The sequence below is a fragment of the Streptomyces sp. NPDC053493 genome (assembly GCF_044544825.1).
In the GTDB taxonomy this organism is placed as follows: Bacteria; Actinomycetota; Actinomycetes; order Streptomycetales; family Streptomycetaceae; genus Streptomyces.
The window spans coordinates 384,371-396,141 of the sequence record NZ_JBITXS010000006.1 but is presented as its reverse complement, the minus strand read 5'-3'; the positions used below and the strand labels follow the sequence as shown (position 1 = coordinate 396,141).

Genomic DNA, 11,771 nt, shown 5'->3' with positions numbered 1-11,771 from the left:
TCCGGGGGCGCGGCGCGGGTGCGTCCGTCCCGCGGGCGTGCCGTCGGTCGCCGGTCGTGGCTCGCCGGTCGTTCGTCGGCCGTTCGTCGGTCGTGGCTCGCCGGTCGCCGGTCGTCAGGGGAAGAGGGCGTCCTGCGCCGCGTCGCGGGCGGTCAGCAGGGCGCCGCGCAGGACGGCGGTGTCGCCGAGGGCGGTGGCCCGGACCTCGGTGCGCAGCGGCGAGAGCTCGGCGAGGCGGGACTCGACGCGGGCGGCGAGCCCGGGGCCGCCGCGGTGGCCGGTCTCGCCCGCGAGGATCACGCAGCCCGGGTCCAGGACCGCCACGACGGAGGCCGCGCCGATCGCGAGCCGCTCGGCGAGGGCGTCGAGGAAGGGGCCGTCGCCGGACTCCAGGGCGCCGGCCGGGTCGAGGCCGTGGGCGCGCGCAAGGGCGTCGACGGCGGCGGCGCAGGCCAGTTCGTCGAAGCCGCCGTCGCAGCCGTGCGCGGAGGGCAGTCCCGAGGTCCCCGGCACCGGCAAAAAGCCGATCTCGCCCGCGCCGCCGGAGGCCCCGCGGCGCAGCCGCCCGTCCAGGACGACGGCCGCGCCGATGCCCTGGCCGAGCCAGAGCAGGGCGAAGGTGTCCCGGTCCGGGCCGGCGGCGCCTTCGCGCAGCTCGGCGACGGCGGCCAGATTGACCTCGTTCTCCACCAGGACGGCGGCGGGCAGCCGCTGCCGGAGCGCGGAGACCAGACGCCGGTGCCATTCCGGGAGCTTGGCGGTGTCGCGCAGCTGCCGGGTGGCCGGGTCGATGAGGCCGGGCGCGCCGACGGCGACGCTGTGCAGCCGGGCGGCGCCGGCCTCGCGCGCGGTGCGCTCGAGGAGCGCGACGGCCCGGTCGGCGGCGGGACCGGGATCCGCGCCGTCGCCGATGGGCAGCGTCGCCTCGGCGAGGGTGGTGCCGAGCAGGTCGGCGACCACGACGGAGACGGAGCGGGTGCGGACGTCGAGGGCGGCGAGGTGGGCGCGGTCGGCCACGATCCCGTACAGCTTGGCGTTGGGCCCGCGGCGCTCGGCTCCGGCCTCGCCGACGACATGGACGAGCCCGGAGCCTTGGAGCCGCTCGACGAGGTCGGCGACGGTCGGGCGGGAGAGCCCGGTGAGGGTCTTGAGCTGAGCGGCCGTCAACGGGCCCTCGTCCTGGAGCAGTCGCAGGGCGAGCCGGTCGTTGATGGCCCGTGCGGTGCTCGGGGATGCGGCCATGCGGCGATCCTCTCAGACGTCTTCCCACCCGTTCGGAGCCGGACCACTATTTATCAGGCAGGGTTCCTGATAGTTTACGGCGGCATCAACGGCCGGGACTCCGGGGAGGGGCACACCCATGGCGGACACCACCGTCTTCACCACCGAGCGGCTGCGGCGGGCGCGCATCGCCGTCGCCGCCGTCTTCTGCGTCCACGGCGCCGTCACCGGCAGTTTCGCGACCCGCATCCCCTGGATCCAGGAGCACGCGGGCGTCAGCGCTGGCCAGCTCGGACTCGCCCTCGCCTTCCCCGCGATCGGCGCCTCGCTCGCGATGCCGCTGGCCGGCGCGGTCAGCCACCGCTTCGGCGCCCGCACGGCGCTGCGCGGGCTGCTCGCCCTGTGGACCCTGTCGCTGATCCTGCCCTCGCTCGCGCCGAACATCTACGGTCTGTGCGGCGCCCTCCTCGTCTACGGAGCCACCGCCGGCATGTCCGACGTCGCCATGAACGCGCTCGGCGTCGAGACCGAGAACCGGCTCGGCCGCTCGATCATGTCCGGCCTGCACGGCATGTGGAGCGCCGGCGCCCTGCTCGGCTCCGCGGCCGGCACGGTCGCCGCCCACCTCGGCGGCGACGCCCGGCTCCACCACCTGATCGCCGCCCTCGTCCTCACCGCCCTCGGCCTGGTCTGCTGCCAGGGCGTGCTCGACCTGCGCAGCGCACCCGAGGAGGAGGCGCCGCCGCGCTTCGCGCTGCCGCCCAAGTCCGCCCTGGTCATCGGCGCCATCGGCTTCTGCGGAGTCTTCGCGGAGGGCGCGAGCCTGGACTGGTCGGCGGTCTATCTGAAGGACGAGCTCGGCACCTCCGCCGGTCTCGCCGCCGCCTCGACCACCGCCTTCGCCCTGACCATGGCCGTGGCGCGGCTGGCCGGCGACCGGGTCGTGGACCGCTTCGGCGCGGTGCGCACCGTACGGACCGGAGGCGTGGCCGCCACCCTGGGCGGGCTCCTGGTGGTGTTCGCCCCGCACGCGGCCCTCGCGATGGCCGGTTTCGGACTGATGGGCCTCGGTGTCGCGGTCGTCGTGCCGCTCGCCTTCGCCGCCGCCGGCCGCAGCGGCCCGAATCCCAGCCAGGCCATCGCGGGCGTCGCCACCATCACGTACACCTCCGGCCTGATCGCGCCGTCGGCGATCGGCGGCATCGCCGACGCGACCTCGCTGGTCCTCTCCTTCGGCCTGGTCACGCTGCTGGCGTTCGGTCTGGTCCTGGGCGCGGGCGTGCTGCGGCCGGGCGCGCGGACCGCCGCCGGGGCCGCCCGGGCCGACGCCACGGAGGGAGCCCGCTGACCTGGGCCGCATTACCATATGGCTGATCTTTTACGGCCCCGAATCGGCCACGGACCCCGGAGAACTGGAGCGACCACATGAGCCTCGGCGTGCGCTGGACCCTGCACGGCGACGGGAGGACACCCGCTCCGGGAGCCGTCGTCCGGCCGGACGAGCGGCTCTCCTGGCCCCGTACGGTGGGCCTCGGCGCCCAGCACGTGGTCGCGATGTTCGGCGCCTCGTTCGTGGCGCCGGTCCTCATGGGCCTGGACCCGAACCTCGCCATCATGATGTCCGGTGTCGCCACCGTGATCTTCCTGCTCGCGACCCGCGGCACGGTGCCGTCCTACCTGGGCTGCTCGCTCTCCTTCGTGGGCGTCGCCGCCGCGATCCGGGCCTCCGGCGGCACCAGCGCCACCGTGACCGGCGCGGTGTTCGTGGTCGGCGCGGTGCTGTTCCTCGCCGGGCTCGCGGTGAAGCGGTTCGGCGCGCGGATCATCCACGCGGCCATGCCGCCGGTCGTCACCGGCGCCGTCGTCATGCTGATCGGCTTCAACCTGGCGCCGGTCACCGCGGCCACCTACTGGCCGCAGGACCAGTGGACCGCGCTGCTGGTGATGCTCTTCACCGGTCTCGCCGTGGTCTGCCTGCGCGGCTTCTGGTCGCGCATCGCGATCTTCCTCGGCCTGATCTTCGGCTACGGCATCTCCTGGGTCTTCGACCTGGTCTTCGGCAAGATCCACTCGATGTCCCCGGGCGGCCAGGTCACCGACCACTGGCGGCTCGACCTGTCCGGCGTGTCCACGGCGGACTGGGTCGGCCTGCCGTCCTTCCACGGGCCCGCCTTCGAGTGGTCGGCGATCCTGGTCGCGCTGCCCGTCGTCATCGCGCTGATCGCCGAGAACGCCGGCCACGTCAAGGCGGTCGGCGAGATGACCGGCGACCCGCTGGACGACAAGCTGGGCACCGCGATCGCCGCCGACGGCGCCGCCTCGATGCTCTCCACCGCCGTGGGCGGCCCGCCGAACACCACGTACTCCGAGAACATCGGCGTGATGGCCGCCACCCGGGTCTACTCCACCGCCGCCTACTGGGCCGCGGCCGGCTTCGCCCTGCTCTTCGGCCTCTGCCCCAAGTTCGGCGCGGTCGTCGCCGCGATCCCGGGCGGTGTGCTCGGCGGCATCACCGTGATCCTCTACGGCATGATCGGCCTGCTCGGCGCCCAGATCTGGATCAACGCCAAGGTCGACCTGCGCAACCCGCTCAACCTGGTGCCCGCCGCGGCCGGCATCATCATCGGCGTCGGCGGCGTCAAGCTCACCTTCACCGACACCTTCGAACTCGGCGGCATCGCGCTCGGCGCCCTGGTCGTCATCACCGGCTACCACGTGCTGCGCGCCTTCGCCCCGGCCCACCTCAAGCAGCAGGAGCTGCTGCTCGACGCCGGCACCAGCTCGTACGAAGGCGCGAGCGAGAACGCGGGCGAGAGCGAGAGCGAGAACCCGGGCGAGAGCCGGAGCGAGACCGCGGGCGAGAGCGAGAACCCGGGCGAGAGCCAGGACCGGAGCAGCTCCGGCGGCGAGCCCGCGCCCAAGTCGTAGGCGATTCGCCCGTTCTGGGGAAGCCGGGCGGCGGAATCCTTCCGTCCGGCCCTCCGGCTGCCACGCTGCCCCCATGGCGCAGACGCAGCAGACCGACCTCGTTCTCGGTCCTTTCACGGCCGTCGACCCCGTCGTGGGCCGGATGCGGGCCATCCGTGCGGCCTGGCACCCGGCCGACGGGGTCGCGGTCTTCAACCGGGTGTATCTGACCGTCACCGAGGAGATCGGCCACGCCATCGAGGCGGGCACCTTCACCGACCGGCAGGCCGCCGCCACCCTCGACGTACGGTTCGCCCAGCGCTATCTCGCGGTCGTCGACGCCGTCGCCGCCGGCGGCCCCGCCCCGGCCTGCTGGCGGCCGCTGTTCCGCTACCGGCGCCACCCCGGCGTACGTCCGCTGCAGTTCGCGCTCGCCGGGATCAACGCGCACATCGGCCACGACCTGGCCCTCGCCGTCGTCGACACCTGCCGGACCCTCGACTGCGCGCCCACGGACCTGGAGGACGAGTTCGACCGGGTCGGCGACGTCCTGGTCCTCCTGGAGGAACGCATCCGGGAGGAACTGATGCCGGGCCCGGACCTCCTGGAGGTCGCGGACCCGCTCACGCATCTGCTCGGCTGCTGGAGCCTGGACCGGGCCCGCGACGGGGCCTGGCTCGCCGCCCGCTCGCTGTGGCAGCTGCGGCGGCTGCCCGACCTGGCCGAGGAGTTCACCGAACGCCTCGACCGGTCGGTGGGCCTGGTGGGGCGGATGCTGCTCACCCCGCTCGCCGGCCCTTAGGACGAGCCGGGAAGGGAAGTCTTCCCGGCTGTCCTCCCGGCCCTCAGGACGAGCCGGGAAGCGAACCCTCCCGGCTGTCCTCCCGGCCCTCAGGACGGGCCGGTGCCTCAGTCCTCCGGCAGCTCGACCGGGGCGATCTCGTCGTACACGTCGCCCGGGCCCGGGTTGGTGGCGTCGGTGGCGCCGCCGAAGTGGTGCATCACGCCCCACACCGCGTTGAGCGCCGTCTGCACCGCGCCCTCCGCCCAGCCGGCCGTCCACGAGATGTCGTCGCCGGCCAGGAAGATGCCCCGCTTGTCCTCGGGCAGCCGGTCCTGCATGAAGTGCGTGAACAGGCGGCGCTGGTAGCGGTAGTGGCCCGGCAGGTTGGCCTTGAAGGCGCCCATGAAGTAGGGCTCGTTCTCCCAGGAGACCGTCACCGGGTTGCCGATGATGTGCTTCCGGATGTCGACCTTCGGGTAGATCTCGCCGAGCGACTTCAGCATGACCTCCATCCGCTCGTTCGCGGACAGCGGCAGCCACTTCAGGCTGTCGTCGCACCACGTGTACGAGAGGCAGATGACGGCCGGCTTGTCCGGACCGTCGTCCAGGAGGTAGGTGCCGCGGGTCATCCGGTCGGTGAGCGTCATCGACATGACGTCCCGCCCGGTGGCCTCGTCCTTGTCCAGCCAGAACGGCCGGTCCACCGGCACGAACAGCTTCGAGCTCTCCATGTAGTGGGTGCGCTCGATCGCCGTCCAGTGGTCGATCGGGAAGAGGGTGTCGTCGCAGGCGATCTTGGAGAGCAGCATCCAGGACTGGGCGGTGAAGATCGCCGCCTGGTACGTGCGGATGTCGCCGGACGCGTCGGTCACCGTGATCCGGTTGCCGGCGGTGCGGTTCAGCCGGGTCACGGCCGGGCGCGGCTCGCCCTCGTGCAGGGACTTCAGCGAGGTGCCGTACGGCCAGTGGACGATCTTCTCCGGCTCGCGCTCCCACAGGCGCAGCGGCAGCTGCTGCGAGCCGCCGACGATGCCGCGGTGGTGGTCGTCGGCCTCGGTGTAGACGACGCGGAGGATCTCCAGGATGGAGTTGGGGAAGTCGGTGTCCCAGCCGCCGGTGCCGAAGCCGACCTGGCCGAAGATCTCGCGGTGCCGGAAGGACTTGAAGGCCTCCGACTCGCACAGGAAGCCGTAGAAGGTCTGGTTGTCGAGCTTCTCGACCAGCTTCGCCCAGATCTCGCGGATCCGCGGGACGTCGCGCTCACGCATGGCGCGGTTCATGTCGGAGAAGTCCGCGCCCTCGTCGAGGCACTTGTTCCAGGCTTCGGCGACGTCGCGGTAGACCTGCGGCAGGTCGTCGACCGTCTCGGCGTAGTGCGACTCGCCCTTCAGGTCGACGACGGTCGACGGGGTGGCCTCGGCCAGCGGGTTCGGGAACGGGCTGGTCCGCAGGCCCACCAGGTCGATGTAGTGCTGGAGCGCGGTGGAGGAGGGCGGGAAGCGCATCGCGCCCATCTCGGCCGTCAGACCCTCGGTGCCCGTGCCCTCGAAGCCGACGGTGCGCAGCCGGCCGCCGATCTGGTCGGCCTCGTAGACGACGGGCTTGAGGCCCATCTTCATCAGCTCGTAGGCGGCGATGATGCCGGACAGACCGCCGCCGATGACGGCGACCTCGGTGCCGTGCTCGGTCGCGGGGACCTGGCCGAGGCCGGCCGGGTGGGCCAGGAAGTCGTCGTAGGCGTACGGGAAGTCCGGGCCGAACATGGTGATCGGCGGCTGCTGCTCGTCGGCGTGCTCGACGGCGTTGGGCACGGTGGACGTCATGGGGTACGGACTCCTTGCACGAAACGGTGAAACAGGCGGGGAGGGCGGTGGCCGGGCTCGGTCGGGTCAGGTCCGGTCGTGGACCAGGGAGCCGTAGAGACCGGGCCGGCGGTCGCGGAGGTAGGGGTTCTCCGCGCGGGAGGCCGCCAGGAAGTCGGGATCGACGTCGCCGAGGACGAGGTCCTCGCCCCGCCCGGCGCGGGCCCGGGCGGTGCCGTCGGGGCCGGCCAGCGTGGACAGGCCGACGAACTCGAAGTCGCCCTCGGGGCCGGTGCGGTTGGCGTACGCGAGGTAGATCTGGTTCTCGAAGGCGCGCACCGGGACGACGGACTCGGGGACGATCTCGGCGGGGTGCATCAGCGCGGTCGGCACGAGGAGGAGGTCCGTGCCGGCCAGCGCGTGCGCCCGTACGTTCTCGGGGAACTCCACGTCGTAGCAGATCATCAGGCCGACGGTGAGGTCGCCGAGCTCGGTCTGGACGACGGCCTGGTCGCCGGGCGTGAACCACTTCAGCTCGAAGTCGCCGAAGAGGTGGGTCTTCCGGTAGTGCGCGAGCACGGCGCCGTCGGCGCCGAAGAGCTGCGCGGAGTTGTGGAGCACGCCGTGCGCCTCGGTGTCCCGCTCGGGATAGCCGTAGCCGACGGCCAGGCCGTGGCGGGCGGCGATCGCGGCGACCGCCCGGGCGGACGGCCCGTCGGCGGGCTCGGCGAGGCGGGCGATGTCGGCGCCGATGGCGTAGCCGGTCAGGAACAGCTCGGGAGCGAGCAGCAGGCCGGCTCCGGCGGCGGCGGCGCGTCCGGCGGCCTCGTCGAGGATCTTCAGGTTGGCGGCCACGTCACCGAGCTCTCCGGAGCTCTGGAGCAGGGCGATGCGCAGCGCGGGCATGGCGATCCTCGTGGGGAAGGAGTTGAGGGGGAAGACGTCAAAAACGGTACGGTTTCGGGCTCGGCCGGGACAAGGCGAGTCCGTTGCGGACCGACCGTCGAACTGTTGCGCTCTCGTCGGGCGTGACGGCGATTCGTTGCGCACGCCTCCGACCGGGGTCGTACGGATCTTCCGCCGCCCGGCGGAGACCCGGACCGTTCCCCGGCGCGACGCGGTGGCGGGACCTGCGCGGAAGAGTGGTGGCCGTCCGGCCGGCCGCTCCCGCGGGGACCGGACCGGCCCGCCGAAACGAGCGAAGGGACCGTCCCACGGGGGTGGGCGGTCCCTTCGTTCGCGGGCTGCTACGCGGGCGAGCCGGAGGAGAAGCGCCGCAGGAGCGGCGAGAGCACCAGGACGGACTTGGTGCGCTCCACGAAGGGCTCGCCCGCGATCCGCTCCAGGACGCGCTCGAAGTGGCGCATGTCGGAGGCGAAGACCTGGACGACGGCGTCCGCGTCGCCGGTGACGGTCGACGCGGACACCACCTCCGGATACCGTTCCAGACCTCGCCGGATGTCCTCCGGCGAGGTGTTGTGGCGGCAGTAGATCTCGACGAAGCCCTCCGTCTCCCAGCCGAGCGCCGCCGGGTCCACCCGTACGGTGAAGCCGGTGATGGCGCCTTCGGCCCGGAGCCGGTCCACGCGCCGTTTCACGGCGGGCGCGGAGAGGCCGACGAGCGAGCCGATGTCGGCGTAGCTGCGGCGGGCGTCCTCCGCGAGGGCGTGGACGATGCGTTCGTCGAGGTCGTTGAGTCGCACTACGGGTGGATCACTTCTCTGCTGGAGCCTCTGCCAGGGACGGAGCCGTGGCCAGTCGGGAACGGCGCATGCCGTACAGGAAGTAGAACACGAGACCCGCGGCCATCCAGCAACCGAAGACCACCCAGGTGACGGCGTCGAGGCTGAACATGTTGTACGCGCAGAAGAAGAAGCCGAGCACGGGGAAGACCGGGCCGAACACGACCTTGAAGGTGCGCGGCATGTCGGGGCGGGTGTAGCGGAGCACGACGACCGCGATGTTGACCAGGCCGAAGGCGAAGAGGGTGCCGATGCTGGTGGCGTCGACGAGCTTGCCGAGCGGGATGACCGAGGCGAGGGCGGCGCAGAACAGCGAGACGATCACCGTGTTGACGCGCGGGGTGCCGGTCTTGGTGCTGACCTTGCCGAAGGCCTTCGGGACGAGGCCGTCGCGGGACATCGCGAAGAGGATGCGGGTCTGGCCGTAGAGCACGGTCAGGACGACGCTGGCGATGGAGATGACGGCGCCGGCGGCGAGCAGGGTGCCCCAGAAGGTCTGGCCGGTGACGTCGTTCATGATCGCCGCCAGGGTGGCCTCGGAGCCCGCGAAGTCCTTCCAGTTCCAGGCGCCGACCGCGACGGCGGCGACGAGGACGTAGAAGACCGTGACGATGATCAGCGAGAGCATGATCGCCCGCGGCAGGTCGCGCTTGGGGTTCTTGGCCTCCTCGCCGGCCGTGGAGGCGGCGTCGAAGCCGATGTAGGAGAAGAAGAGCGTGGCGCTGGCGGCGCCGATGCCCGTGATGCCGAGCGGCATGAAGTCCTTGTAGTTGCCGGACTTGAAGCCCATGAAGCCGATGGCGCAGAAGAGCACGAGCGCGGCGATCTTCACCGCGACCATGATCGTGTTGGCCACGGCGGACTCACGGGCGCCGCCGAGCAGGAACACCATCGCCAGCAGGACGACGATCAGGCCGGGCAGGTTGATGATGCCGCCCTCGCCGGGTGCGGAGGACAGCACGTCGGGGATGGTGACGCCGATGGTGCCGTCGAGCAGCTCGTTGAGGTACTCGCCCCAGCCGACCGCCACGGCGGCCACCGACACGCCGTACTCCAGGACCAGGCACCAGCCGCAGACCCAGGCGACGAGTTCGCCCAGCGTTGCGTACGCGTACGAGTACGAGGAACCCGCGACCGGTATGGAGCCGGCCAGCTCGGCGTAGGAGAGGGCCGAGAAGAGGGCCGTGAGGCCGGCGATCACGAAGGACACCGTGACGGCGGGGCCGGCCTTCGGAACGGCGTCGCCGAGGACGACGAAGATGCCGGTGCCGAGCGTCGCACCGATGCTGATCATGGTCAGCTGCCACATGGACAGCGAGCGGCGGAGCGTGCCGCCCTCGCCCTGGCCACCCTCCGCGACCAGGTTCTCCACCGGCTTGCGGCGGGTCAGGGCGGAGAGCCCGGAGGTCGTGCGGGCGGTCGGGACGGACGTGTCCTCGGCCGGTGGGGCTGCGCCGTGGTCAAGCACTGCGGGGGCTCCTTATCGCTGCCTGTCGACGAGCGGGGACCGCGGCGGTACCTCGGGGCAGGCCGAAACAGCCCGCAGAGGAAGGGGAGACCGCCGAGCAGGCGGTCGCCGCCACTCCTGGTACGAGGCATGAGCCTAAGCGCTAGAGCTTCGCAGTCGTAATGCAGGGTTGTTGCGCACTGTCGAATGATCATTGCGCGCTCGGGGCACGGACGGGGAAACATTGCGCGCCCCCGCATGAATCGACACATCGGGGGCATGACGCGACCTGCGCACGTCCCTTGACTCCTCAGGGCCGATGTCCCACTCTGCACCCGCCCGAACGGAGGTCCTCGTGAGCTGGCTGGAGCCGGAACCCTTCCTGCGCGGTACGGCGTGGCTGGACGGCCGCCGCCCGGTCCGGGCCGATCCGGCCGACCTGGGACGGCTGCCGTGGGACATCGCCGAGCGGGCCGCGCTGCCCATCGGGGTGCGGGTGGAGTTCACGGCGGCGCCGGGCACCCGGGCGGTGCTGCTGCGCTACCGGGCGGCGGTGCCGGCGGCCGGGGACGCGCTGCGGGAGCTGCGGCACGGCTTCGCGCTGTGGCGCGGGACGCGCTGCCTGGCCGAGGTGTTCGCCGAGCCGGCCGAGGAGGCCGAGGTGCGGATCGAGCTCCCGCCCGACGGCGGCCGCTTCACCGTCCACCTGCCGGAGAACCAGGCGCCGGTCGTGCTGGGTCTGCGGCCGGTCGGCGGTGCGCTCGCGCCCGCGCCGCGCCGGCCGCGCTGGCTGGTGCACGGCGACTCGATCACCGAGGGCTGGTGGGCGACGCGGGCGGCGCACTCCTGGCCGGCGACGGCCGGCCGGGCGCTGGGCCTCGACCCGGTGAACCTCGGCTACGCGGGCGGCGCGCGCGGTGAGCTGCCGCTCGCCGAGCACCTCGCCCGCCTGCCGGGCGAGCTGATCACGCTGGCCTTCGGCACCAACTGCTGGGCGGCGGTGCCCAGTTCGGCGCCGCTGCTGTACGAAACGACGCGCGCCTTCGTCGCGCTGGTCCGGCGCGGCCACCCGACGACCGGACTGCTCGTGGTGTCCCCCGTGCTCCGCCCGGCCGCCGAGCACACCGGGAACGCGCTGGGCGCCACCCTCGCGGAGCTGCGCACGGCCATGGAGGAGGCGGTACGGGACATGGCGGCGGCCGGCGACACCCGCCTGGCCCTGCTGCCCGGCGGCCCGCTGCTCGGCCCGGAGGACCTCGCCGACGGCCTGCATCCGGACGACCGCGGCCACGCCAAGATCGCGGCGGCGGTGGTGCGGGCGCTGCGGGAGGCGGGTTTCGTGGGCCGGGCGGTCAGTCCAGCCGTCTGACGAGGAAGGTGGCGGTGTCGGCCTGCTCGTGCGTGCGGCCCTGTGCGTCGGTGGACGTCCAGCGGTCGGTGTAGGCGGACACGGGCTCGTAGCCGAGCCGGGCGTAGAGGGCCGCGGCCCTGGGGTTGTCGTCGGTGACGCCGAGGCCCAGGAGCGTCCGGCCGCGCTCCCGCGCCAGCCGCTCGGCGGCGCGGACCAGGGCGATGCCGATGCCCCGGCCGCGCAGGTCCTCCCGTACGTCCAGGCCGTTGAACTCCGGGCAGTCCCCGAGCACGGCGCGGACCTCCGGGGCCGCGCAGCCGTCCCAGCGGACCTGCCCGTTCCCGACGGGCACGGCGTCGCGCCAGGCAATGAGATACGTGCCGTGTCCGGCCTCCTGGCGGGCGAAGCGGCCGGCGTGGCGGGCGGGCGCGTCCGGGGTGGGCAGGTGGCGCTCGAGCAGCGGCACGTCCTCGGGGCGGCAGGGCCTGATCTCCGTACGGTCCATGGGGCGACCGTA

10 protein-coding genes are annotated in these 11,771 nt (G+C 72.8%); 4 read left to right on the top strand and 6 right to left on the bottom strand.

What is annotated here, in order from left to right; translation table 11 throughout:
• Positions 1-114: 114 nt before the first annotated feature.
• The gene (locus ACIGO8_RS20405; protein WP_399732234.1) at positions 115-1,242 is read right to left on the bottom strand and encodes an ROK family transcriptional regulator; all 1,128 of its coding nucleotides are present in this window, start codon (positions 1,240-1,242) and stop codon (positions 115-117) included.
• 118 nt (positions 1,243-1,360) lie between these two features.
• On the opposite strand from ACIGO8_RS20405, the gene ACIGO8_RS20400 reads away from it, so the two are divergent.
• The 3 genes from ACIGO8_RS20400 to ACIGO8_RS20390 all read left to right on the top strand — a co-directional run bounded on the left by ACIGO8_RS20400 (position 1,361) and on the right by ACIGO8_RS20390 (position 4,930).
• Positions 1,361-2,569 carry an MFS transporter gene (locus ACIGO8_RS20400; protein ID WP_399732231.1) on the top strand — a complete coding sequence of 403 codons (1,209 nt, stop codon included), beginning with the start codon at positions 1,361-1,363 and terminating at the stop codon, positions 2,567-2,569.
• Positions 2,570-2,646: 77 nt separating this feature from the next.
• Positions 2,647-4,149 carry a uracil-xanthine permease family protein gene (locus tag ACIGO8_RS20395; protein ID WP_399732228.1) on the top strand — a complete coding sequence of 501 codons (1,503 nt, stop codon included), beginning with the start codon at positions 2,647-2,649 and terminating at the stop codon, positions 4,147-4,149.
• A gap of 73 nt (positions 4,150-4,222) precedes the next feature.
• On the top strand, positions 4,223-4,930 hold the full coding sequence (locus tag ACIGO8_RS20390; protein ID WP_399732225.1) for a DUF5995 family protein: 708 nt from the start codon (positions 4,223-4,225) through the stop codon (positions 4,928-4,930).
• A gap of 107 nt (positions 4,931-5,037) precedes the next feature.
• Here the strand turns inward: ACIGO8_RS20390 and ACIGO8_RS20385 are convergent, their stop codons facing one another.
• The 4 genes from ACIGO8_RS20385 to ACIGO8_RS20370 all read right to left on the bottom strand — a co-directional run bounded on the left by ACIGO8_RS20385 (position 5,038) and on the right by ACIGO8_RS20370 (position 9,924).
• Positions 5,038-6,735: a flavin monoamine oxidase family protein gene (locus tag ACIGO8_RS20385; RefSeq protein WP_399732222.1), complete on the bottom strand. Its 1,698-nt coding sequence runs from the start codon at positions 6,733-6,735 to the stop codon at positions 5,038-5,040.
• Positions 6,736-6,801: 66 nt separating this feature from the next.
• On the bottom strand, positions 6,802-7,620 hold the full coding sequence (locus tag ACIGO8_RS20380; RefSeq protein ID WP_399732219.1) for a carbon-nitrogen hydrolase family protein: 819 nt from the start codon (positions 7,618-7,620) through the stop codon (positions 6,802-6,804).
• Positions 7,621-7,961: 341 nt separating this feature from the next.
• Entirely contained in the window at positions 7,962-8,417 is a 456-nt protein-coding gene (locus ACIGO8_RS20375; RefSeq protein ID WP_030691274.1) for an Lrp/AsnC family transcriptional regulator, read from the bottom strand.
• A gap of 10 nt (positions 8,418-8,427) precedes the next feature.
• The gene (locus ACIGO8_RS20370) at positions 8,428-9,924 is read right to left on the bottom strand and encodes an amino acid permease (RefSeq protein WP_399732216.1); all 1,497 of its coding nucleotides are present in this window, start codon (positions 9,922-9,924) and stop codon (positions 8,428-8,430) included.
• 334 nt (positions 9,925-10,258) lie between these two features.
• Here ACIGO8_RS20370 and ACIGO8_RS20365 point away from each other — a divergent pair, with 334 nt between their 5' ends.
• A complete protein-coding gene (locus ACIGO8_RS20365) occupies positions 10,259-11,272 on the top strand; it encodes a GDSL-type esterase/lipase family protein (RefSeq protein ID WP_399732213.1) in 1,014 nt (337 codons plus the stop codon).
• On the opposite strand, the gene ACIGO8_RS20360 is transcribed toward ACIGO8_RS20365, so the two are convergent.
• Positions 11,256-11,759: a GNAT family N-acetyltransferase gene (locus ACIGO8_RS20360; protein WP_399732210.1), complete on the bottom strand. Its 504-nt coding sequence runs from the start codon at positions 11,757-11,759 to the stop codon at positions 11,256-11,258. The genes ACIGO8_RS20365 and ACIGO8_RS20360 overlap by 17 nt on opposite strands.
• Positions 11,760-11,771: the final 12 nt, after the last annotated feature.

Coding starts and splice junctions, on each gene's coding strand:
- ACIGO8_RS20405 (WP_399732234.1), bottom strand. CDS start 1,242: ATGGCCGCATCCCCGAGCACCGCACGGGCCATCAACGACCGGCTCGCC.
- ACIGO8_RS20395 (WP_399732228.1), top strand. CDS start 2,647: ATGAGCCTCGGCGTGCGCTGGACCCTGCACGGCGACGGGAGGACACCC.
- ACIGO8_RS20390 (WP_399732225.1), top strand. CDS start 4,223: ATGGCGCAGACGCAGCAGACCGACCTCGTTCTCGGTCCTTTCACGGCC.
- ACIGO8_RS20360 (WP_399732210.1), bottom strand. CDS start 11,759: ATGGACCGTACGGAGATCAGGCCCTGCCGCCCCGAGGACGTGCCGCTG.
- ACIGO8_RS20380 (WP_399732219.1), bottom strand. CDS start 7,620: ATGCCCGCGCTGCGCATCGCCCTGCTCCAGAGCTCCGGAGAGCTCGGT.
- ACIGO8_RS20400 (WP_399732231.1), top strand. CDS start 1,361: ATGGCGGACACCACCGTCTTCACCACCGAGCGGCTGCGGCGGGCGCGC.
- ACIGO8_RS20385 (WP_399732222.1), bottom strand. CDS start 6,735: ATGACGTCCACCGTGCCCAACGCCGTCGAGCACGCCGACGAGCAGCAG.